The 23,516-nt window shown below is 64.5% G+C and carries 20 protein-coding genes; 2 read left to right on the top strand and 18 right to left on the bottom strand.

Features of this window, described 5'->3' with window-relative positions:
• Positions 1-142: 142 nt before the first annotated feature.
• The 9 genes from ACGHX3_RS12030 to ACGHX3_RS12070 all read right to left on the bottom strand — a co-directional run bounded on the left by ACGHX3_RS12030 (position 143) and on the right by ACGHX3_RS12070 (position 9,083).
• A complete protein-coding gene (locus ACGHX3_RS12030) occupies positions 143-745 on the bottom strand; it encodes a hypothetical protein (protein ID WP_394695101.1) in 603 nt (200 codons plus the stop codon).
• Between the two features lie 10 nt (positions 746-755).
• Entirely contained in the window at positions 756-2,756 is a 2,001-nt protein-coding gene (locus ACGHX3_RS12035) for an AAA family ATPase (protein ID WP_394695102.1), read from the bottom strand.
• On the bottom strand, positions 2,753-2,974 hold the full coding sequence (locus ACGHX3_RS12040) for a helix-turn-helix transcriptional regulator (protein WP_394695103.1): 222 nt from the start codon (positions 2,972-2,974) through the stop codon (positions 2,753-2,755). Before ACGHX3_RS12040 ends, ACGHX3_RS12035 begins: the two co-directional genes overlap by 4 nt.
• Before the next feature lie 68 nt (positions 2,975-3,042).
• On the bottom strand, positions 3,043-3,573 hold the full coding sequence (locus ACGHX3_RS12045; protein WP_394695104.1) for a hypothetical protein: 531 nt from the start codon (positions 3,571-3,573) through the stop codon (positions 3,043-3,045).
• On the bottom strand, positions 3,573-4,946 hold the full coding sequence (locus ACGHX3_RS12050; protein ID WP_394695105.1) for a tyrosine-type recombinase/integrase: 1,374 nt from the start codon (positions 4,944-4,946) through the stop codon (positions 3,573-3,575). Before ACGHX3_RS12050 ends, ACGHX3_RS12045 begins: the two co-directional genes overlap by 1 nt.
• Before the next feature lie 1,070 nt (positions 4,947-6,016).
• Positions 6,017-6,568 carry a YfbU family protein gene (locus ACGHX3_RS12055; RefSeq protein ID WP_394695106.1) on the bottom strand — a complete coding sequence of 184 codons (552 nt, stop codon included), beginning with the start codon at positions 6,566-6,568 and terminating at the stop codon, positions 6,017-6,019.
• Positions 6,569-6,693: 125 nt separating this feature from the next.
• The gene (locus tag ACGHX3_RS12060) at positions 6,694-6,924 is read right to left on the bottom strand and encodes a YegP family protein (protein WP_394695107.1); all 231 of its coding nucleotides are present in this window, start codon (positions 6,922-6,924) and stop codon (positions 6,694-6,696) included.
• A gap of 68 nt (positions 6,925-6,992) precedes the next feature.
• Positions 6,993-7,652: a hypothetical protein gene (locus ACGHX3_RS12065; RefSeq protein ID WP_394695108.1), complete on the bottom strand. Its 660-nt coding sequence runs from the start codon at positions 7,650-7,652 to the stop codon at positions 6,993-6,995.
• 933 nt (positions 7,653-8,585) lie between these two features.
• The gene (locus tag ACGHX3_RS12070) at positions 8,586-9,083 is read right to left on the bottom strand and encodes a hypothetical protein (RefSeq protein ID WP_394695109.1); all 498 of its coding nucleotides are present in this window, start codon (positions 9,081-9,083) and stop codon (positions 8,586-8,588) included.
• 169 nt (positions 9,084-9,252) lie between these two features.
• On the opposite strand from ACGHX3_RS12070, the gene ACGHX3_RS12075 reads away from it, so the two are divergent.
• Complete coding sequence (locus ACGHX3_RS12075; RefSeq protein ID WP_394695110.1) at positions 9,253-9,555, top strand: hypothetical protein; 303 nt, start codon at positions 9,253-9,255, stop codon at positions 9,553-9,555.
• Positions 9,556-9,770: 215 nt separating this feature from the next.
• On the opposite strand, the gene ACGHX3_RS12080 is transcribed toward ACGHX3_RS12075, so the two are convergent.
• From ACGHX3_RS12080 to ACGHX3_RS12120, 9 genes are all read right to left on the bottom strand, one after another.
• The gene (locus tag ACGHX3_RS12080) at positions 9,771-11,051 is read right to left on the bottom strand and encodes a glutamate carboxypeptidase (protein ID WP_394695111.1); all 1,281 of its coding nucleotides are present in this window, start codon (positions 11,049-11,051) and stop codon (positions 9,771-9,773) included.
• A 42-nt stretch (positions 11,052-11,093) separates the two neighbouring features.
• Positions 11,094-11,885, bottom strand: a complete 792-nt coding sequence (locus ACGHX3_RS12085; protein ID WP_394695112.1) for a hypothetical protein — start codon at positions 11,883-11,885, stop codon at positions 11,094-11,096.
• Between the two features lie 321 nt (positions 11,886-12,206).
• Positions 12,207-15,233, bottom strand: a complete 3,027-nt coding sequence (locus ACGHX3_RS12090; protein WP_394695113.1) for a two-component regulator propeller domain-containing protein — start codon at positions 15,231-15,233, stop codon at positions 12,207-12,209.
• Between the two features lie 115 nt (positions 15,234-15,348).
• Entirely contained in the window at positions 15,349-16,731 is a 1,383-nt protein-coding gene (locus ACGHX3_RS12095; RefSeq protein WP_394695114.1) for an aldehyde dehydrogenase family protein, read from the bottom strand.
• Between the two features lie 16 nt (positions 16,732-16,747).
• On the bottom strand, positions 16,748-18,403 hold the full coding sequence (locus tag ACGHX3_RS12100; RefSeq protein WP_162336407.1) for an acetolactate synthase large subunit: 1,656 nt from the start codon (positions 18,401-18,403) through the stop codon (positions 16,748-16,750).
• A 240-nt stretch (positions 18,404-18,643) separates the two neighbouring features.
• Entirely contained in the window at positions 18,644-19,759 is a 1,116-nt protein-coding gene (locus ACGHX3_RS12105) for an SDR family oxidoreductase (protein ID WP_394695115.1), read from the bottom strand.
• 426 nt (positions 19,760-20,185) lie between these two features.
• The gene (locus ACGHX3_RS12110; protein ID WP_394695116.1) at positions 20,186-20,953 is read right to left on the bottom strand and encodes a hypothetical protein; all 768 of its coding nucleotides are present in this window, start codon (positions 20,951-20,953) and stop codon (positions 20,186-20,188) included.
• A 104-nt stretch (positions 20,954-21,057) separates the two neighbouring features.
• Positions 21,058-21,327, bottom strand: a complete 270-nt coding sequence (locus tag ACGHX3_RS12115; RefSeq protein WP_162336405.1) for a hypothetical protein — start codon at positions 21,325-21,327, stop codon at positions 21,058-21,060.
• A gap of 450 nt (positions 21,328-21,777) precedes the next feature.
• Entirely contained in the window at positions 21,778-22,671 is an 894-nt protein-coding gene (locus ACGHX3_RS12120) for a LysR family transcriptional regulator (protein ID WP_213604893.1), read from the bottom strand.
• A gap of 189 nt (positions 22,672-22,860) precedes the next feature.
• Here ACGHX3_RS12120 and ACGHX3_RS12125 point away from each other — a divergent pair, with 189 nt between their 5' ends.
• A complete protein-coding gene (locus ACGHX3_RS12125; protein ID WP_313928366.1) occupies positions 22,861-23,514 on the top strand; it encodes a hydrolase in 654 nt (217 codons plus the stop codon).
• Positions 23,515-23,516 lie beyond the last annotated feature (2 nt).

Here is a 23,516-nt window from a genome sequence, read left to right on the forward strand (position 1 = left end):
GGGCCGCAGCCTCCCGGACCTTAAAACGCCGCATATTGCGCCGGACGGCATGGGGTAAGCGGCCGTTTTCGGTGGCGGTGTTAAACGGTTTGCGCATCACGTTGGCGGCCTTAAAGAGGCCTCCAAGCACGGGCAGTTCACGCTACTGCTGTAGCGGCGGCACTTCGTTGCGGCAGGCGTAGAACATCAGCATTCGCAGGAATCGCATGATGTCCATTCGCTGCTGGCCGACCTCCTCGTGTTCGTAGGCGTATCGCCAACGAACGAAGACGTCATTCATCGCTGCCATGAACTGTGCGACGTCAGCCTCGCCCTCAATTGGCGCATCCTTCAAGGCGTCGGGAATGCTTGCCTGAATGTCCGCAAGTGCTTGCGGCGGTAGTTCCTTGTAAAGCTCCAGCAGTTCATGGCCCCGCAGCTTCTTCCCGTGTCTAAGCGCGAGGCACTTGAGGTAAAGCTCGATGCAGAACGCCGTGTTCACTACGTAGGGAATTAGCGTGAATGGCCGCTCGTCAGGCTTGCGCTTCAGTTCGGTACGCCATAGCAGCGCGCAAGTATCTTGGAAGTAGATGGCCTGCTGCCGAATGTGCATCCAAAGAGGCAGGTCCGGTGAAACAATGCCAAGCTCACGCATCTTAGCTCGCGCAATCGGAACATCCAGCTCGGTGTCGCCAGTACTGATGTACTGGCCGACCACCTTTCCGTTGATCATTATGTCTTTCGGTCCAGGAGGAATCTTCGCCATGCGAATGATTCTAGCCGGAGTACTTGGTCGCCGGCCGCTTCGGTTGGGGAGATGCCTTGGCTACCCCGGCAGCCTCGCGGCTGGATGCTGGCAAGCGCCAAATCCAGTCCCCGACGCCCCGCCCTTTGCCCTTCACCCCTTGGCGTTCGGCGATAACGTCCAGTTGCTCCTTAGCCCGCTCAACCGTACGCCATGCCACTCCATCGTCGGCGGCCTTCGCCTTCAGTTCCTTCGACGTTATCGGACCGCCCTTCAGCAACTGGTAGAGCCAGTCGCAGGCTTCGTCCCGTTGCAGTCGCTTGGCTTCTACCTGTTCCAGCAACTCATCGGCGCGGCCGTACAGCGGCCCACCCCACGCGACGCTTGAGACCTTCGTGGCTTTGCCGTCGAGCTCACGGTCGGCCACCTCGATCCTGTACTCAAACCCGTCACCCTGCGGTCCGACGTTACTCTTAGATCGAACGAATCGGCACGCGCCGTCCTTACCCATTACGGTGACCATGCTTACGCGGGCCAGCGCACTGAACGCGACTGAGCCGATGATGCGTTCCGTTGCGCGGCGGCTGGAACTGTTCTTGGAAAAGTGGGTGATGCCGAGTACAGCCGCGCCCAGTGCTTCGCCGAGGTCTACTAGCGGTTGCAGTCCTCGGCGCACTTCGGTGTTCTTGTGGCTGTCGCCGGCAACGGCGCTCGCGATAGGGTCCACCACGACAAGGGCAACGCCACCAATGCGGCGGGCCTGCTGTTCCAGCGCGTAGACATCGGTCGCCGGGTCGAACGCACGACGTTCACGGCCTTCGCCCACGTCTCGGACGAAGAAAACCCTAGTCATGTCTGCGCCTGCTTCCTGCAGCCGGGGAATCAGCACTTCGGCTAATGCGTCCTCACCGGTCCAGAACAGCACGTTGCCCTGCGCCGCTTTCGTTCCATCAGGCAGACGGCCACCCTGCGACACTGCGGCGGCCAGCGATAGGGATAGCGTCGTCTTACCCGTGCCGCCATCGCCCGCAAGAATATGGAGCATGGAGCGCGCAAGCCAGCCATCCCAAAGCCAATCGACCGGCTTCGCCTGTACGTCGGCAGCGCGAATAAGCGTGACCTCCGGTTCGGAGCCACGGAGTGCCACTGTCGGCAGCGCCAGCACATCGCGCGCCTTGGCCTTCGGGTTGTCCTGCAGCCAGTCGGCGGCGTCGTACCCGTCGCCGGGTAGGTCGAGCGCAGCCAGGTCAATGCAGGTTACGGCGCAGCCTAGGGCCGCCAGCGCTTCGCCTACGTCGGCGGCGTAGCCATCGCCGGGTTCGTCGTTGTCGGGCCAAATGATGCAGCTGCGGCCCGCCAGTGGGGACCAGTCGGCCTTGCCTGCGCTTTTTGCGCCGCCACTGGTGGTCGCAGCCAGTTCCAGCGCACGCAGGGCGTTCACACACTTCTCGCCTTCGACCACAAACACGGGGCCATCGGTCGCCAGCGTCTCGGGGAGGCAGTACAGCGGTTTGCCGCCACGCGGAACACGGGGTTCCCCTTTTACCCAGTCGGCCCCGTTCCAGTGGAAGGGCAGAATTTGCTTTTCGCCGCTGGCGTTGTCGTACCGGGCGCGGTAGCACCACACGGCCCCTTTTGCGGTGCGATAGGGGAACAGCGACTTTAGTCGGTAGCCCGTCAGCTTGTGCGGGCCTAACTTGCCTGCCGCCGTGCGCGCCTCGGCTAGTTCGGCGTCGCTGAGTTGCGGAATGGTGACGGTGAGCGGTTTCGGCTTCGCTGCGGGCTTGGCTGCGCGCTGGCGACCGCCAAGGTCGGCCACTTGAATTCCGACCGCTTTGCAGATTGCGTCCACGCTGCAACCGGCATGGCAGGTTAGGCCGATGGAATCATTCTTCAACCCTATTGAAAGCGATGGACTGCTGTCGTCGTGGGCCGGGCACGGAGCGCTCCATTGGTTCTTGCCTGCGGGTTTGGCCGACGTTGCGGCGAGCAGGCGTTCCAACGTCTTTGAGATTGCCTGTCGATTGCTCACGCGCGCACCTTTCGTCCCTTCGGTGCGGCCTGCTCTTGATCGAAGAACGTACGCCAGTCGTCGCGGCGGTAGTACCAGCGAGCGCCCACGCGCACCGGCTGGGGGCCGTAGCGGCGAGCCTTCCACCGCTTCAGCGTAACGACGTGAATGCCAAGCTCGTTGGCGGTTTGGTCGAGGGTAAGATACCCCTCAAGAATGCTGCTTTCTTGGCCTTGCATAACGAAAACCCCCACGGGTGAATGCGTGGGGGCCAGTGCAACATCGCGTAGCGGTACGCAACAACGCTCTAGTGCGTACCAAAGATTGCCTCATGATCGCTCCGCCAGTCGTGGTAGCGGGATTTAACCTGTCTAGGCGTCTTACCAAAATCGGTTGCTACTTCGCGGAAGGCGGCTTCAGCCGCGCTGGGAATAACTATGTCGTCGTGCGGCTCGTAGTCAGGACCGTAGGGTATTCCCATCCGCCGCATCTTACGTTCCAAAGCTGCGGGCATTCGCCGCCGGATATCTCGATAGGCCATCGCTTGCCGGAACTGTGTAGCAGCGGCCGGTGAAGGAGAGTGACCGTATCGCCTTGCGTGACCAATCCGCGCCAGCAACTCCCCATCGGGGCCGCGCAGGTGATACCCATCGGCCAAGTAGTCCAGCGCCAACACTTCCCAATGCAGCGCCAAGGGGCTGAAGTACCGTGAATCTATGTAATCCTCCGGCACGTCGCCGACTACTGGCTCACCGTGGTCCCGAATGAATGCAGGCAGCGGATCTAGCTTTGCTAACCGTTTCCAATAGTTCAGGCTCTGATATCGGAATCCGCTCATCACGCCACCCCACGCAGAGGAACGACGTTACTACGCTCGGGGACTAGCATCGACTCCAGGCGTCGCGCCCACTTTTCCAGCGCCTCGCGCTTTTCGTCCTTGTAGTCATGGACGTTGTAGTGCTTCCCGCCGACACTCGCATCCACGTGGTTCAGCACCCTATCGCGGTACTCCTTCGGCACTCGCGCAGCGGCCATGCCCGTTTCCACCGTTCGGCGTAGGTCGTGCGTGGTGAACGGCCGTAGTCCCAGCCGCGCCAGTCGGCGACACGCATTCCCCAGCGCCTCGCTTAGATGCTTGTCGTTGATATGTGCTGTGCCCGCTCTTTGGCCCGGGAAAACATAGTCCCCCTGAACTTCATCACGCCGGCGCGACAGCAATACAACAATCTCTGGCAATAACGGCACCAGATGAGTTCGGCCGTTCTTTGTCCGCTTGCCCGGTATTACCCAAATGCCCTCATCGAGCTGAAACTCAGACCAAGCTGCGTCCGTTGCCTCACGTGCGCGTACGGCGGTAGCGAGTACAAGCCGGAGGCAGTCCGCGATTGTGGGACTCATTCGCCCACGAGAATTCCATGCCACATCGCGGGGCCAAGACTCCGGCCGCGCACGTACCCAAGGTCCGTTCCCATCGGTAATTCTCCAAATCAATCGCAGTTCTTTGGGAGTGATCAATGCACGGTCCCGTGCCGCAATCCTGCCGCCAGGAGCCTTCATTCGCAGGCACGGGTGGGATTCGATAATCCCCTTATCCACTGCGAAGCTAAACATCTTGCGGATAACTGCGAGCCGGTGGTTCGCCTCGGCGGGCCGCGCTGGGGTGCCGTCGTCGGCATTGCCTAGGGCTACAGGCGCGACAAGGGCATCCACGTCCGCCCTTCGAATGTCCTTCACTTTGCGGTCGCCCCATACAGGTCGCACATGCTTATCCAGCCTTCGCTCGTCCTCGTCCCAGCGGCGCTTACGCGGACGCGCCCATTCGGCGATGTAGCGGTCTATTAGGCGACTAACGGTAATTTCCTGCTCCGCCTGCTGCTTCTCTTGGCGTAGGCGTACCAGCTTGCCTTTCCGCGACTCGGGCGCGACGCCTTCGGCAAGGCGGCCCCGGTGCAGGTCGGCTAGACGCTTGGCTTCCTCCCAGTTCGATTCGTAGCGCGACCACTTCACCCCAAGCGAGATGCGCCGCTGGATCGGTACCCCTCGACCGTCTACCTCGTCGGACATGTAACAGAACACGTAGCGCCGACTTCCGCTGCTGGCGACACGCACAGCTAGGCCCGCCGCCTTCGTGTATCGGTAGATGCGGTACCCAGTGGCGGGCACTTCTAGCTTGGCGATCTCTCGCGGGTCGGTGAACTCGTATACAGCCATGGCAGCCTCCTAGTGCGTTGCGCGTTTTGGCCCGTAGTTGGCCCGTAGACGGCGATACACCACGCATCGCCCGTGCTACGGCACGTTACGCCCGCGAAACGAAAAACACTAGAAGAATCAATAACTTGTAACTGCGCAATTGCGCAATTGCGGTCAAATTTCCGCCAAAACAAACAGTTACATGCACGCTGCCGACAACACTCAAAATCCGCCGGCCTTAAAACCGTGTGGGTTCGAGTCCCACCTTCGGCACCACGATCAAACCCCGGACCTCCGGGGTTTTTTCGTTTGTGGGGCCTGCGCATTTCGTAGGATGGGTTAAGCGGCGGGCGATACCCATCGATCGCAGAGTGTCGACATCACGAAGACGGGTATCGCTTCGCTCAACTCATCCTACGTGCTACCGAGAGACGGTCCTACCTTCTTGCCAGCCACTCTCCGGAGTTGGCGACGGCGCCAATCGTTTTTGGCTGCTTAGCAGCCGTACGGATCGCCTCTGCCACCAAATCTGCGCACCGATGCGCCGCAGCCCATGCTGATTGCTTGTCATCTCCAATTCCAGCGAACTCCAAGGCTACGCTCCAATAGCCATCCTGCCCTTGCCAGCTTCGATAAGGCTCCACAATCAAGCGTACGCCCAGCGACTCATCCAGCGGTCCGAGAGCTTGAGCTATACGGGCTGCGAGATCGATCAAGTTTGACGGATCTAGATTTGCAGTGTCGTGCAGCAGGGCTAGATTGACCACCGCGCCCGCCGATATCTTCCCATCCGATCTTTGCACTAAGCCAGGCGCGCACTGTGTGCTTCTCACCTCCCCTTCGGGATGGTTCGCAGCACAGAGTACGGCTCGAAGCCCTGGAAATTCTGCTATCTCTGGCACCCGATCAACGAGGTCTGGGCTAGCGACCAGATCGAGGGAGGGGTGATTTATACGTCCATTCTCCCTTACTTCGGAATCATAGGGGTGCGCAGTTCTTGCCGAGAACGACCTCAGCACTACCCAGCGCTGCCCTTCATACAAACGCACCATGTGATTGCTCATTACCGACCCAGTGATGACCTCAGACAGTTAGTCGCGATATGGAGCCCTGAGAATGGAGATCAAATCGTCCGCCTTGCTCGTCCGGTAGAACTCAGATCCGTTCTTCGCTTTTGCCTCTTCCCACGCTCTCAACATCGCGCCATATCGACGGTCAGTCGGCGAATGTGTGTTCAAATCCCTTCCCTTGAACTCATCAAAGCGCCCCATGCTCTCCACAAGCATGCGGGTAATTCCCATGTATCTGCCCTCGTTGTTGCCGTCGAACCCTCCAAAGCGAGGATTGTTCCCCGCGCCGTAAGGCACCTCAGCGGCCAGCCTATCCTTCTCAGGCTGTGGTAGCTGCTCGTAAACAGTTTCAATGAACCGCCACATGTCAAGAACGTCGACAACATATGAGACCGCAGGTGGGTTCTCTTCGCCCTCTAGAAGCCAGTCGTGCTCCCACAGAATCGCCCAGTCCTGCTTATTCCACAAGGCAGAGGCAACGAGCTTCGAGTTCACTCCGTCGTCCACGTCAGCCTGCTGATGCATTTCTGCAATCATTGCAGCGATCAAACGCAGATAGTTCTTCTCATTCATAAATTCATCCCGGTTAACGAACTATATTGTGATGAATGCAAGCAGGATCGCCGATCCTTCTTGACGACCGTCCCTATGTATTTCCCCGTTGTGACTATCGCATCGTGACTGAGTCGCTCAGAGAGCTAGAAAGGGTCTGCGCTGTAGCCAACTTCCTTCGCCTCACGCAGCGTTGTTCCATCAGGTCGCTTCACAGGAGCCTGCGGCGCCAACTCCTTGGTGCGAGCCGCGGCGCGCATTGCGTTGTACTCCGACACATAGCCTTCACCGGAATCAGCAATGGTTTTCCCGTTGTTCGCAACAAGCGTCCAACGCCACTCTCCCGCGCGATCCTCGTAAACTTCAAAACGAAGCATGGTGTTCTCCAGTATGTTGGGTGAAATGGGGCGTAGCGGACGCTACGCCCCGTGACCATATCCGCGCTTTACGGTTCGATGGTGGGCCACTGACCTTCGATGTGCTGCGCCAACTCGTCCAGCATCTTCAAGGTTGCAGGCCTCATCGGCTGACCTTGGAAGTACTTACCGGAGAACAAGTCGATCAGCTCAAACTGATGCGGCTTCACGTCAACGCCGTTCTGCTTCAGCACCCAGTAGCCGAACTCGAGCGTCAAGCGCGCTTCCTCCGAGTCACACTGCATCCCCTTCTCGTGGAAGTAGATGTAGCGCACCTCGGCGCCGTCCATTGCCACAACATGCGGCGAGAAGCGGATCTCCAAAGTACGCACGTGCGCCTGATAGCGATGACCCGAGATAACCTTGAGCTTTCGCTTGGCGTGGGGAGATGCGACGAAGGAGTCAAGCACCCGCATCGAGTTGTTACGCCGCGTTTCCTGTGCGATTCCCTGCAACTTCGCGCGTGCATCAATGATGCCCGGGAACCCACGCTTCATGACATCACGGATACCCGCGATAGCTTTCGCGTAGTACGGCTGCATGAACACTTGCGGCGTGCCTTTCGGGTACTTCTGATCGTGCAGAAATCGCATCTGCCGACTTGCCGACATGCGAACGAATCGTGCGAGATTGCGATCAGAAAGACGCGGTCTCGGTACAACGGGAGAGAGCTTAGGGATGGTACTCATCTTGTTTCTATTTCCTCTTGCAATCTACGAATGAAAGAGGGGCGGCCTTTCGGCCGCCCCTCCGGTTCCTCATTTCCCGCGCGACTTCGACGGCTTACGAACAGTGCGTTCGGTAACCGTGGTGGCCTTATGCGCTTTTGCGTGCCCGGGCGTGACGTATCTGCCGGTGATCGCACTGCGGTTCTGAGTGGTCTTCTTACTAGCCATGGCTATTACCTCTTCGGTCGTTGGATAAACAGTCGCTACGACTGTCCAACGGAACATCGACGCCCCCACAGAAGAGGTCGTAGATGGCCCTGTGGCCGAAAAGTGGAAGACCTACGTAGATGCTTTACGAAGTAGCTCTTTTGAAGCTATACTTCTGCGTCTGCCAAGACACGCAGCTTCGTAGGTTTTCACTATCCGAACTTGGACAGTTTTGTTCCGATTTCGGGTTGTCGTTTTCCTCCTTATCTGTGTAGTTGCTGTACCCGAACGCCTCGCCTGCAAGCGAGGCGTTCGCTTTTTGGGATGGATCGTTTCCGATTCTACCATCCTTTAACAAATTAGCAAGCGGATGGCACGAGTGCCAACCACTAGATCTAGTCTCACAACCTGAGACTGACCACTACCCACAGTGTTATCCACAGGAATTACTGCACCAACCTGAACGAAAGCCTGAACAACCTGAGCGGCGCGCAACGTCCCCCTTGGCGACACACCACTCTGTTCACATTGGGACGCCGTTCAATTTTTCAAGGTCCATGTGAAGAGAAGAAGGGGCGGAGGAAGTTAACTCGAACCCCAGCCTCATCTCCCGCCGCACCAGATCCCCCTGCCGTGTTCGACCGGACAACCCACGCCCATCGCGCGACAGCCAATGGGGGCACATAAGAATGGGGCCTGTTGGCCCCATCCATTTACAACACTTCACTTCATGCGCCGACGCCCGGCTCAATCCTGTCCCGCCGCCCCCTCCTTGTCGGCCGCCTCATCGCGCTCCTCCTTCGACCGCTTGTTCTTGAACCGCACCGCCAGTTGCTTGCGCAGCCCGTCCAGTCCCGAGCCCTTGCCGGCCAGTGACAGCAGGCGATAGCCCTCCACGGAGTTCGACATCATGTCGCTGCCCAGGGCCATCTCCGTATCCAGCATCCGCTGGTACAGGCGCATCACCTGCACCGTGCGCAACCGCAGCGCATCCAGCGCCGCGACGTCCCGCTGCAGCGCCGCCAGGTCGAAGTTCGCCGGCAGGATCTGCGGATTGGCCGTCAGCACATCGACCGCCAACCGGCAGAACGCCTCCGACTTGTCACCCATCTTGTGCAACCTGCGCCGCTTCACCGGATCCAGTGCCACCAGTCCCGCGAACCGCGTATCCAGTGTCGTCAACGCTCCGTCGATATCCGTCAATGCCTCATCGTCGAAGATGATGTCCACGATGTTTTGACTCATACCCTCTCCTTGGTTCCTTGTCAGTGGGATGCCTGCCCTCTGGCAGACGCCTCCACTGTAGGACGCAGCACACGGAAAAACCTCTAACATTTCATCCGCATACCGCAGGCATCGCATCACACCGACCCGCGTTCGATACACCACATCATCGCGCGATAGCAGCGCGGTCATGGACCGACATACCAGCCGGCATCATCGTCGATACCAGTTGGCATCGTTCGCCATGTCACCGGATGAGGTGCGCCATACCGCAGATGATGACGCGTCATACGCGCGGGCATCGCGCGCCATGGGCATGCAGGTGATCGCCGATACACAGGGGCATGTGCGTCGATACCGAACGGTATCGGCCGACACGTCGACGGATATCCCGCGCCACCATGCGCAGGGTGGCGCGTCATGTGGCACGTCTTGTCGCGCGACCTGTGGTGGTATCGAACGCCATGCCTCCGTCCATCGCACGCCGCGATGATCGCGCTACCCCATCGGCACGCACAGGTCAGAGTACGAGTCCCGACCTCACTGCGATGGGCGACCATGCCCATGACGCATGCGGCGATCCGTCGTCAGGCGCGTTCCCGGACGCACACCCCATGACGTCAGAGACAAGGAGGTCTCACCGCAACGGCCGACCTCTTGCAGGGGCTCGGCGAAACGGAGACGTACGCAGTCCCAGTGACCGCGCGATCACCGGGCAGGCGACGAAGCGCGCTTGCCCAGCTCGATCAGCATCCGCGATGCGAGGTACAGGCGCGGCGGAATGGAGTCGATCTCGATGTATTCGTTGCGTGCGTGGTAGCCCCACCCCGCCAGTCCCAGCCCCTCCAGCACCGCGGCCTTGCCGGAGCGTCCGGCGAAGCCCGCATCGGTGCCGCCGTTGGTGGTCGGATGCATCAGCAGTTGCCGGCCATCGAGTTCGGCATATATGTCGCGTGCCAGGTCGGCCAGCGCACGACCGCGTTCGCCGGCTACATAGATGGGACGCAACGGCTCCAGCGTCACCGTGGTGGTGGTATCCGGGACCAGCTGGCTTTCCTTCACCTTGGCCTGCAGGGCGGCCAGCAGGTTGTCGTTGCTGTCGGCCTGCATCACGCGCGCATCGCCGCCGGCTTCGGCGCGCTCGGGAATCTGGTTGCGTGCGGTGCCCGCGCTCGCCGTGGTCCAGTTGAGTTGCGCACCGGGCACGCCGGTGGCCACGTCCCTGGTCTGCACCAGCTGGTGCGACAGCTCGATGAGGGCATTGCGGCCCTGCTCCGGCGCCGCACCCGCGTGTGCGGACAAACCCTGTACCGTCATCCGCACCTGCGACGTGCCGGCCGCGCTCAGCAGCACGCCTTCGTGTTCGATCACCGCCTTGGCCGGCGATGGCTCGAACGACAGCACCACGTCCTGTTGCCCGGCCAGCGTGGCGATGGTTTCGCCGGACCCGGGCGAGCCGATTTCCTCGTCCGGATTGAACAGCACGGTGACGGTGGCGTAGTCGTTCCAGCCGCGCGCCTTCAACAGCGCCAGCGCGTGCAGGATCACCGCGATCCCGCCCTTGTCGTCGGCGATGCCCGGGCCGTACAGCAGATTGCCCTTCCGGTGGTACGGCTCCCTGGCCAGGATGCCGCGGTCGTACACGGTGTCGGCGTGGGCGATCAGCATCACCCTGAGCGTGCCCTTCCCGGTGAAGACGCCACGCACCATGTCGGGTCCACCGCTCGCCGACGCCACGCGGTCGACCTTGGCATCGAGCGCCCGCAGGCGCGTGTCCAGGTACGTCATCAGCGTGGCGACGCCCTCGTGGTCGGTCGAACCGGATTCCACCGTCACCAGGTCGCGCAGCGTGTCGATGACCGCGGCCTGCTCCTTCGTGGCGGCGGCGCGCAATGCCGCATCGGCGGTTGCTGCCCGTGCGGGCGCGCTGGCGGCGCCGAGGCCCAGCATCAACGTGGCGGTGCACAGCGCGGTACGTGCGATACCCATGACGTCACTCCTGTGGCCGCGGGCGCGGCGCGATGATGGCGGTCAGAACCGGTATTCCACGCCAAGGCCGGGGCCTTGCATCGTGGTATCGAAGCGGAAGCCGCCGGAGGTCTCGAAGTCGGTCGTCAGCCGCCGGTAGCCGGCGATCAGCGAGAACCGTTCGTTGATGTCGTAGCCGGCCAGCAGCATGACGTCGGTGGACAGGTCCGACTCGCCGGCGCCGGCCAGCACCCAGCCGCCGACGAACATGCCGTTCGCGAAGCCGTGCCGCCCCTTCACGCCGACCTGCGCATCCACCCAGCGGTGCGACTGCTCGCCGGCGTACTGCTGCGGGACCGGCGGCGGCGTCGGCACGGGCACGGCGTAGGCCATGCGCACCCGCGCCGACCACACGCGTACCCCAGCCACCAGATCCAGATGCGTGCGCTCGCGCTCGACCAGGCCATAGCGCCATGCCACCAGTCCGCTGGTGGTGCGCGTCTTCAACCGCACCGGCAGTGCGGTACCGGCGACCGGGGCGTACACGGTGGTGGAGAGCTTGGCGAACTGCCCGTCCAGCAGCAGGCCGTGCCGGCCCTTGCGCGCCTCGAACGCACCCATCGCGCCGGCATCGAGTTCCTCCAGCGAGTCGCTGAAACTCTTGGAGGTGTGCAACGTCACCGGCAGTCGTTCATGCGCGAATGTACCGTCGGTCGACGAACCCCAGACATAGGGCGTCAGCCGGAAGCGCCATGCGTCCGCACGCTCCTCCGCGGCCGCTCCCGATTGACCCCAGGCGCAGGATGAGGCGATGGACAACCCGAGGAACGCAAGGACACGGGGAAACGCCGTCATGCGGGTGCTCCTTCAGCGAGGCTGTACGAGGGGCGGAGCCGCGGGCAGCAGCGCTGCTGGCGCGTGTGTCCGGCCGATCCTAGGGCCGCAGGCGCCGGAGCACAACCGGACAAGCCGCAGCCCGCCACGGACCCGGGCCCGATGCACCGGCACGCGCCATCACGTGATGGCGGCGGACACCGGGCAACGCAGTACGGTCACGCGGCCTGTCCTCCTGCTAGGCCGGCGGTTACAGCCGCGGCACGGAAGCGACGTGGTCGCGTGCACGGCAGACGCGGCGAACACGCGCCGGGATCCGGCAGGCGCTGGAAAGGCGACGCTTCATGGCAGCGCTTCCCGTGACGCTCCCCGATGCGCAGGTCCTCCATGCCCCTTGCGCGATCTCGATCTCGAAGGCACCAGCAGCTCGACATGGGTCCCGCTTCCCGGGCGGCTGTAGATCCGCAGTTCCGCACCGATGTCGATGGCCCGTTCGCGCATGCCGCGCAGCCCCCAATGGCCGTCGCGACCGCCGGAACGCAGAACGTCTTCGCTGAAGCCCCGTCCGTCATCGCTGAAACGGAACCGGATGTTTCCGTTCGTCACGGATACCTCGACGTCGATCCTGTCGGCCTCCGAGTGCCGGAAGGCGTTGCCGAGCGCTTCGCGCCCGATCCAGTAGATCTCGTCCCGGATGACGGCGTCCAACGGCGGCAGCGTGTCCTTCGAGACCACGCTGAAGTCGACGGCATCCTCGTGATTCAGTTCGCGACCGATGCTGGCGAAGGCCTGCGGCAGGTCGTCAGGCACGGAGGCCTCCGCCTGCCGCAGGGACTGCACGCGCTCGCGCCCCTCGACGAGGGCCTGCTCGCCGCGGTCCATGACCTGCTCCAGCGATGCACGAATGGGGTCTTCCCTGCCCAGCAGGTTGGCAACGGCCTGGAATCGCAGGAGCAGGCCGTGAAAACTCTGCAGCAGGGTGTCGTGCAGGTCCCTGGCGATGCGCTCCCTTTCGCGGTGCCGTTCTTCGAACCGCATGCGCATGCGCCGGGACATGCGCCTCAGCCGAAGCTTGTGGACGAAGTACACGAGGGCCGCGGCAGCGGTCGCGCAAAGAGCGAAGAACCACCAGGTCTGCGTGAAGCGCGGCGCGATGGAGAACGCCATCGTGGCTTCGCCGCTGCTCCAGACGCCGCTCTCGTTGGCGGCCTGGACGCGGAACCGGTACTTTCCGGGCCCGAGATTGGTGTAGTACGCGACCCGGCGATGTCCCGCGTCCTGCCACTCCGCATCCAGCCCATCCAGCCGGTAGCGGAAGCGCACCCGCTCCGGGTAGGCCAGGCTGCTCGCCGCATAGCGGATGCGGATGTCGCGGGTGCCGGCCTGGAGTGCCTTCCCGTCGACCCGCCCGTAGTCGACCTCGCCGATGGCAAGCCCCCGGATGGCGACCGTCGGCGCGACGGGATTGTGGAATGGCTTTGCCGGATCGATCATCGCCAGGCCCTGGTTGGTCGAGAACCAGAGCCGCCCCGCGCCATCGGTGACGATCGTCGACATCAACGTCGATTGCTGCGCAATGCCGGGCATGCCGTCGGCGGTGTCGTAGAGACGACCGTCCAGACGTCCGCCCCCGAGGCCCTTCCCGAGTTCCTCGGCCGACACGTGGAAGATGCCGTTGACGCCATTCATCCAGAGGTCGCCGCCCGGCCTGCGCAGGAGCCCCGTGATGCCGCTCAGGCGATTCCGGTCCGTGGTACGCAGGGGCCGGACCTGTCCGTCGCGAAGCAGGGCGACACCGCTCTCGCCACCGGCCAGCACGCCCTCCTCCATGTTTTCCAGGGCGGACACCGTGCCGATGTCGAGCCCCTCCTTCGCCCCGAAGACCCGGGCTGCGCCGTCGCGCCAATGGACGATTCGACTGCCGTTGTAGCCTATCCACAGCGATCCGTCGGGGCCGCGGAGAAGCGATGTGGCGCCATGGGGAGGAATGGCGCCCGTCCCGATGCTCGTCCAGGTCTTCCCGTCGTAGTGGAACAGTCCCTGGCCTTCGCGCATGGCGAAAAAGCCGCCGGCGCCGTCGCCCGCCACCGCACCGAGATTGCCCGTGCCCGGCATGGCCAGTGCGTGCAGGCCCTTGGCCGCGTATTCGTACGCGCCGTCCCACGCGAAGACGTAAGTCCTGGGACCGGCGGCATGTATCGCGTAGATCCCCCTGCCGACCGAGCTGGCGAGCAACGTCAGATCGCGGTCGGTGACGCCGTAGAGCTGCCGTCCGCTTGAAACCAGCAGCCCATGGGTCGGCGAGAACGCCATCCCGTAGACACCGCTCTGGCTGAGCCGTTCGTCCTGCAACACCTGCACGCTGCTCGGCCGGAAGCGGTGCAGCCCCATGTTGGTGCCCACCCAGATGTTGCCCTCGCGGTCGGCCAGTACCGGCACCGCCCGATCCGAGGCCAGGCCATTGCGCCGCTGGATGGTCTCCGCAATGTCCTGCTCGCCGAGTACGTATCCCGCGGGCAGCCGGTCCAGGCCTGCGATGCGGGCAAGGCCGCCGCGGCGGCGGTCGGTTCCCCACAACGCGCCGTTCCTGTCCAGGCGCATGCTGGCGAAATGGCCGACGCCGAACGCCTTGGGCTGCGAGGGCATGGAGCGCGTGCCGTACGTGCCGTCGGAGATCCAGAGCGTTCCGTCGGGCGCTTCCAGGAGCGACGTGTAGGCGCCGGTCGCGACCCCGGTCTGCTCGAACCTGGCTGCGCCCGGGGGCAGCTTCAGCAGCGTGTCGCCTGCGGCGACCCACACGGTTCCTTTCGCGTCCACCAGGACGTCATCCGCGTACCGGTAGGGAAAGCCCATGCCGGCGTCGGCGCGCTGCCAGCGGTCGCCGTCGAAGCGGTAGAGCCCCGTGAAGGACGGCACCCAGATATGGCCCGCCCTGTCCTCGGCGATCCGCATCACCAGTCCCGCCGGCACCACGGGCGAAGGCGGATAGTGCTTCAACCTGCCCGCCTCCAGCACGCTGATGCCGCCGGGATAGAAACCGATCCACAGCCGGCCGCGCGAGTCGGCCAACAGGGCCGTGATGTTGCTGGACGCGAAGCCGTTGCCCTGTGGCGCGTTGTAGCGCTCGAAATGGATGCCGTCGAAGCGGTACAGGCCGATGCCCGTGCCCAGCCACAGCGTGCCACCGGGATCCTGCGCCAGGGCCCATATGTCCGGCGGCGCGCCGTCCTGCTGGCTCCAGGTGCTGCGGTGGTACGCGGCCAGTCCGGATGACGTCGCCGCTGCCGGTTCCGTGTGGGCCAGCAGCAGCACGCATGTCAGGCACGACAGCGTGGCCCATCGTCGCGCAGTGGCAATCACGCTGGACACATGACCCTCCGGTACCGGACAGGATTGTATCCATGCAGCGAACGGGCCCGCTGCGCCTCACCCATTCTGGGGATCGGTGGCCGGACGCCTTCCGAAATCCGGCCCGCGGGAATCCTCAGCTCCTGCGCATGAGGATCATCTTTTCCTGCGTCATGTCGCGCATGGTGTAGGGAATGCCGCCGGTACCGTAGCCGGATTCCCGGCGTCCCGCGAAGGGCATCCAGTCGGTGCGGAAGGCGGTGGGGTCGTTGATCATCACGGCGGATGCGTCCAGGCGGTCCGCGGCGCGCATGGCTACGCCGATGTCCTGGGCGAAGACGCTCGCCTGGAACGCGGTGGGCAAGGCATTGGCACGGGCGATGGCCTCGTCGAGGTCGTCGTAGCGGTAGACCGCCAGCGCAGGACCGAATACCTCCTGCATCGATATCCGCGCATCGGCCGGCGGATCGAGCAGCACCGTCGGCTGCAGCGTCGTCGCGGAGAGGCGCTTTCCACCGGTCGCGAGCGTCGCACCGCCCTTGATGGCCTCTTCGATCCATTCCGCGACCCGGTCCGCTTCGCGCGGCAGGATCAGCGGCCCCACCTCGGTGTCCTGCAGTGTCGGGTCGCCCGTGCGCAGTGCCTCGACACGTGCGATCAGTTGCCCGGTGAAGTCGTCGGCGATGTCCTGGTGCACGAACACGCGCTGCGTCGACACGCAGACCTGGCCGGCATGGTAGTAGCCGCCTTTGACGATCGGTTCGATGATCCTTCCGAGATCGGCGCTGCGGTCGACGACGGCCGGCGCGACGCCACCGTGTTCCAGCGCGGAACGCGCGCCGTGGGCGAGCTTGGCGTGCAGCGACCAGCCGACCCGGGCGGAGCCGATGAAACTGAGGAAGGCGATGCGCCGGTCTGTCGCCAGTGTCTCCGCGAGTTCGTTGCCGTCGGGCAGGAAGGTCTGGCACCAGGGTTCCGGCAGGCCTGCTTCGTGCAGCAGCGCCACGAACTCCAGGCAGGACAGCGGCGTCGCCGTCGCCGGCTTGATGATGACCGGACAGCCGACCGCCACCGCCGGCGCCACCTGGTGGACGATCAGGTTCAGCGGATGGTTGAACGCCGAGATCGCCGCCACGATGCCGATCGGCTCCTTGGTCGTGAACGCCCAGCGGTTCTCCGCCGCGGCCGACAGGCCCATCGGGATTTCGCGGCCGGCGAAATTGCGCAGTTCGTCGGCCGCATTGTGCACACCATCGATCGCGCGATTGGTTTCGACGATGGCATCGGGCAACGGCTTGCCGCCCTCGCGCGCGATCTGCATCGCGAGATGGTCGCGCCTAGCGTCCATCAGCGCCGCCAGCTTGCGCAGGATCGCCACACGCTGGTGCGGCTTGAGCCAGCCGTCGCGGTGCTTGAACACGCGCTCCGCGGCATGCAGCTTGCGCTCCAGTGCCGCCGCATCGTCCGTGGCGAGCTCCGTGATCGGTGCTCGGTCGAAGGCCTGTACGACCGTCAGCATGGGGACTTCCTCCGTTTCATTTGCAGTCCAGATCGGGCGTGCGGTTGCGCAGCTCATCGACCAGCACGCGCGTGTTCTCGGCATAGTCGATCGGCACGTCGACCAGATGCACGCCGCCACCGGCGAACGCGGCCTCGAGGGTCGGCACCAGGCTCTCCGCCGAGGTCACCCGCGATCCCTTCGCGCCATAGGCCTGGGCATACCGCACGAAATCGGGGTTGCCGAAGCGCATCCCGAAATCCTCGAATCCATCCACCGCCTGCTTCCAGCGGATCATGCCGTAGGCACTGTCGTTGAGGATGACCACGACCAGGTTGAGCCCCAGCCGCACGGCCGTCTCCATCTCCTGCGAATTCATCATGAAGCCGCCGTCGCCGCAGACCGCCATGACGCGCCGCTGCGGGTACAGCATCGCCGCCATCATCGCCGACGGCAGGCCGGCGCCCATCGTGGCCAGGGCGTTGTCGAGCAGCAGCGTGTTGGCGACATGGGTGCGGTAGTTGCGCGCGAACCATATCTTGTACATGCCGTTGTCGAGGCAGACGATGCCGTCATCGGGCATGACCTCGCGCACATCGTGGACGATGCGCTGGGGCGTGAGCGGGAAGCGGTCCTCGTCGGCGCGGTCGTTGAGGCGGGCGAGGATTTTCTGGCGCAGTTCCAGCATGCCCGCATCGCCGGACAACCGGCCTTCGAGCCGTTCGGCCAGCGCCGTGACCGAGGCGCCGATATCGCCGATCACCTCGATGTCCGGGTGGTAGACCTGTTCGACGGTGGCGGACTGGAAGCCGACATGGATGACCTTCGGCCCGCCGGCGTGCTGCATCAGGAAGGGCGGCTTCTCCACGGTGTCATGGCCGATGGCGACGATCAGGTCGGCACGTGCAACCGCTTCGTGCACGTAATCGCCCTCCGACAATGCCGCCGTGCCCATGTAGAGATTGGAGCCGCCGGTGACGGCACCCTTGCCCATCTGCGTGTTGAAGAAGGGCAGTCCGGTGCGCGACACGAAGCCCGACAGGGCATCGGCCAGCCAGGGGCGACTGCCGGCCGCACCGATCATCACCAGTGGCCGCTTGGCCGCGAGCACCGCATGCACGGCCCTGTCGATCGCCGTCTCCGGCGCGATGGCGCGTTCGATCGGATGGATCGGAATGACGGGCGCGTCATCGACCTCCTCGGCGGCGATGTCCTCCGGCAGTTCCAGGTGCACCGGACCCGGCCGCTCGTCCATCGCCACGCGGAACGCATCGCGCACGGTCGCCGGGATCGCCCCGGCGCTGACGATCTGGCGCGTCATCTTGGTCAGCGGCTTCATCGACGCGACGATGTCGACGATCTGGAAACGCGCCTGCCTGGCGCTCATCACCGCCTTCTGGCCGGTGATCAGGATCATCGGCATCGCACCGAGGTGGGCGTAGGCGGCGCCCGTCGAGAAATTCAACGCGCCCGGGCCGAGCGTCGCCAGGCAGACGCCGGGCCTGCCGGTCAGTCGACCATGCGTGGCGGCCATGAAGGCAGCGGCCTGCTCGTGGCGCGTCAGCACCAGTTCGATGCGCGAGGTGCGAAGCGACTCGAGGAAGTCGAGGTTCTCCTCGCCCGGCACGCCGAAGATGCGGTCAACGCCCTCGTTCTCCAGCGCATCGACCAACAGCTGCGATCCCTTACGCATCGTTTCGCTCCTCGCGGAAGAAAGCCATCCGGATGCCGCATCGCCCGCGCAGGTGCAGTGAACCCGCCATCGTTCCGACCACGACGGATCGACTATACCCTCCGATGGCGGCAATCGCCGTTGCGCATCAAGACGTACCGTTCCGGCATTGGACGCAGTGGATCCAGGATCGCTCAAGGATCCTTTTTTCCGACCGCGCCACAGCACGATGGAATGACTGCGGCTCCGCGCCTTCGCGCGCTACGCGCTTTGCGCGTGGCGACTGCCGAATGTCGTGCCCGTCAGGCGCTCGGATTCCTGCCACAGGCGCTCGGCGACACCGGCATCCTCCGCTTGCGTCGGCACCTTCGCCGGAACCGGATGGCCGCGTGTCTCGCTCAACGTGTCGGGACCGTAGTACCCGCCTGCCTGTGCCGTCGGCGCGGTCGCGGCGTACAACGGCGGCAACGCGCCCTGTTCGGCGGGCTGGAACAGGAACCACAGATAGCGCCTGGCCAATGCCTGCGGACTGCGGGGGCCTGCACCGTTGGGCAGCAGGTCCGTGCGCGAGATGCCCGGGTGCGCCGCGATGCTCCGGATGCCCCACCCCGCCTTCGTACTCCGCCGTTGCAACTCGAATGCGAACAGCAGGCACGCCAGCTTCGACTGGCTGTAGGCGGCCATCGGCACGTAACGACGGCGCGACTGCAGGTCGTCGAAGTCGATCGCACCGTTGCGCGCGGCAATGCTGGACAGCGATACCACACGCGCATCACGCCCTTCGCGCAGCAGCGGCAGCAGTCTCGCGGTGAGCGCGAAGTGGCCCAGATGGTTGGTGCCCAGCTGCAACTCGAACCCGTCGGCGGTTTCCTTCCGCTGGGGCGGCGTCATCACCGCCGCATTGTTGACCAGCAGGTCCAGGCTGCCATGCGAGCGCAGCACGGTGTCGGCAAAGGTCTCGATCGAGTCCAGGTTGGCGAGATCGACCGCCCCGAAGCGCACCCGTGCTCGGGGCAGCGACCGGCTTATCTGCTCGACGGCGGCCGCGCCCTTGGCGGCGTTCCGGCCTGCCACGATGACCGTGGCACCGGCTCGCGCCATCGCCATGGCGACATGGAAGCCGATGCCGCCTGTTCCGGTGACAAGCACGGTTCGCCCGAGTTGGGACGGGATGTCGGATGTGGTCCAGCCTGCCATGACGGTTGCCTCGTTGGGGAGAAGGACGGATGCGCGGACCGCCAGCGGCGCCGGACATGCGGCACGGCGCAGGACGGAATCGCGCGATAACCGCGATGCAGTGTCGCCACGCGACTTTAAGAAGCCTTTAAGCCACGCGGCGACGATCCGGAAGCATTCGGTGGCGGTGCGCGCGGGCATCGGTCGACGCCCGCACCGGGTCGACCCGCAAACCAGGGCCGATCTGCATTGAACGGACTGAGCGCAGCCGCACGCCCACTTGCGTAAGCGACCCGCGGAACGTCATGCGCGTTCGACAAGGCAACAGGACGGAGCGCAACGCACGTTCCGACCCGCAGTCGATGGGTCTGTTCGCCCCTGCTGTTTGGGTATGACGTCGGCCGGCCCAGCCTGCGCGCGACGCGCCGCCGGGCATCGATGCCCGTCAGGGTGACGTATGCGGCGTGGGCGAGAAAACGGAAGGCGCCCGGCGCTCGCGTTGCGTGCGCATCGAAACCGATAGCACCGCGGTGATCGCGAACCTTTCCCGGTCACGACGGAAACGCCGCGGAAGTCGCGCGCGCCTGGCGCGGCTGGCGTCGCGTTGCAGGCTGGGAGTGACGCCGTTTAACGGCGGGAAGACCGTGCGCGTTTTCCGCTGCCGCCCTTCGTGGCGGCCCGGCTCTGCTCGAACTCCGGGAAAGTCTCCGCCATCGAATCCTTCTCCGGCAGGATGTAGAACACCCCACCCTTTTCCAGCGTCGGACGGACGATCTGCTCGTAGAACCCGGGCTCCACGTTGATGCAGCCGTGGGTCACGCGATTGTCGTCCGGCGAAGGCGATGCCAGGCGTTCGGCGCGCTTTTCGCCCGGCACGGTCGCGGTGGGGTGCATCGAGACCGCGGAATCGTAGTCCACCCACAGCACGCGTCCGGCATCGATCGACGGACCGTAACCGCCGACGTAGCGCCCCGCGGGCGTGGTGCGATCCCGTCCAGGAATTTCGCGAAGCGCGAGCCCGGCGACACCGGGCGCGGTGTGGTCGCCGATCCCCGAACCGAAGAGTCCGGGTGCCGCGCCACGAAGACGGCCGTCGCCACCGAACACCAGGATCTGCGCGGCAGTCTTGTCCATGATCACGAACGGATAGCCCTGGTTGTCCTTGCTTGCGACAACCCAGCCGGCGAGTTGGATCACCGTGTCGGACACGTCCTGCCCCTGTGGCAGCCGGTCGGCGCCGTTGTCCACTTGCACACTGGCGTTGTCGGCGCTGGCTTTTTCGTCGGCGACTTTCCCGGCCGTGGCTTTCTCGGCGCTGGACGCGCTGAAGCTGGCGAACGCCAGTGCGAACGCCAGCGCGCCCCCCATGGTCCGGATCGCAGGGTGCAGGTACATGCGGATGGCGAGGCTCCTCGGAACGGGCATCGGATCGGGCAAGGAGACCGGTGGCCGGGCAAGGCCACCGGGTCCGGGGTTCACGCCATGCGGCGCGAACGCGATCAGCCGCGCGGCACGCGGCGCGGCGCGGTTTCGAGCCGCTGCACGCGGCCTTCGATCTGGTCCAGCCGCTGGTTGGCCTGCTGGGCGGACTGGTTGGCGGATTCGGCGCTCTGGGCCGCGCCCTGCACCTTCGTGTCGAGCTGGTCGAGGCGCGAGTTGATGCCTGCGAACTCATCGTCGTAAGTGGCGCAAGCGGAGAGGCTCAGGGCGGCGACGAGCGCAACGCCGAGCGTACGCGCCATCGACAGGTGATGTTGGGTCTTGAACATTCGAATCCTCCTTCGGGTGGAGGTCGGAATATAACGGCGTTTCCGACGGAGTTTTGACCCTCATGAACCGCCTTTACCTGAGATTGGCGTACGTGGATGCGGCGTGAAGAAACGCGAATTCATGCGTGTTTCCTGCGTCGCAGAGGATGTGCCGTTCATCGGCCACCAGCCGCCTTGACCGCCATCACGGATGTGAACACGCAGGCTTGATTATCGAGTCGTTTTCCATATGCGGATCCGATGGACGCCGTGCTTATTTACCTACGGATAGACACTGCACAGCGACACGGGCGCAGGCGGACGGGCGACCTGGTCTCTTTCCGCATCACCCGACCCTCGCAGCGCTGCCACCCATGCCGCCCCTGTCGCGTGACGGCACGCACGAAGGTTCCGTCTCGCGGAGCATGTCCCGATCCATGCTCATCGCATGCTGCGCCACGCCCCCGGTGCTCAGCCTGCGACATCCGCCAGATGCGGTGCCTCGTCGAAACACGCGATCAGCAGTTCGGTGAGCACGCGCACCTTCAACGAGGGATGCGGACCCGGCGGGCGGATGACGTAGATGCCGGCCGGCGGTGGCGGATAGCGCGTCATTACCGGCACCAGTGCCCCGGACGCGACGTACTCGTTGGTGAGCCCGTCGGGCAGCCAGCCGATGCCGAGGCCCGCGACCGCGGCGGCGATCAACGCGGTGCCGTTGTCGGCCTTGAAGCGACCCCGTGGATGCACGGTGATGACGCGATCGCCATCGAGGAACTGCCAGGCCTCCGTGCCCTGCATCAGCGCTTCGTGATCGGCCAGGTCGTCGGGCGTTTCAGGCGCGCCATGCGTCCGCAGGTAGTCCGGGCTGGCGACCAGCTTCCCGTACAGCGGCCCGACGCGTCGCGCGATCAGGTTGGAATCCTGCAGGTATCCCACGCGGATGGCGCAATCGAAGCCCTCGGCGACGATGTCGACGAAACGGTCGCTGTAGGCGGTATGCACGTGCAGCTGCGGATGGCGCCGCGCCATTTCCGCGAACACCGACGCGAAGTGGGTCGGGCCGAACGACAGTGGTGCGGCCACGCGCAGGCGGCCACGCAGGTCGCCTGCAGGCAGGATCGTGTCGCGGGCGGTATCGATCTCGCTGCAGGCCCGCGCGGCATGCTCACGGAAGATGGCGCCGGCCTCGGTGAGCGCGGCACCGCGGGTGGTGCGCGCCAGCAACTGGGCGCCAAGCGCCTCTTCCAGCCTGGCCAACCGCCGGCTGACGATCGACTTGGAGACGCCCAGCCGGCGCGCGGCGGGCGACACGCCGCCGGCGTCGGCGACTTCCACGAAGGTGCGCAGTTCCTCGATATCCACGATGGTGTTCCTGTTGGCGCACTACAGCCTGACACAAACCGGCACGTCGGGGCGTTCCGGGTTGCGCGACACAGATTGGCGCGGGGCGGCGCTACCGCGTCGCGGAACGGGATGACAAGGTTCCCGCCGGCAACACGCCGCCTTGGCATGCGTGTTCTTCGCCCATCTCCCTCACCACAGGATGCCCCCATGACGTTCCGCAACGGCCTTGCATCGCTACTCCGACCCGAAGACTCCGTCGTCGTGCTCATCGACCACCAGCCCTACCAGTTGGCCAACCTCAACAGCCACGATCCGCAGGCCGTGGTGAACAATTCCACCGCCCTGGCGAAAGTCGCCAAAGTGTTCAACGTCCCCACCATCCTGACCAGCGTCATCGCCGAGCGCGGCGGGCTGATCTTCCCGCAGATCACCGACGTGTTTCCGGAACAGGACGTGATCGACCGCACCTTCATCAACACCTGGGAAGACCGCAAGGTGGTGGACGTGGTCAAGGCCACGGGCCGCAAGCAGTTGATCATCGCCGGCCTGTGGACCGAGATCTGCGTGGCCATGCCGGTGATCCAGGCGCTGGGCGAAGGCTGGGACGTCACCGTCATCACCGACGCCTGCGGTGCCGTGTCCGTCGAGGCGCACCAGGTGGCGATCCAGCGCATGATCGCGGCCGGCGCGAACATGATGACGTGGGTGGCGCTGGCCGCCGAATGGCAGCGCGACTGGGCGCGCACCGAGCACGCCGCGGAGCTGACCGACGTGTTCAAGCACCACGCCGCGGGCAGCGGCATCGCCTACCTGTGGGAACAGCAGCTGCTCAATACGCCGGTACCCGGCAAGGCCGCCTGATC

This window comes from Pseudoxanthomonas japonensis (assembly GCF_043632995.1).
GTDB classification, from domain to species: Bacteria; Pseudomonadota; Gammaproteobacteria; order Xanthomonadales; family Xanthomonadaceae; genus Pseudoxanthomonas_A; species Pseudoxanthomonas_A japonensis.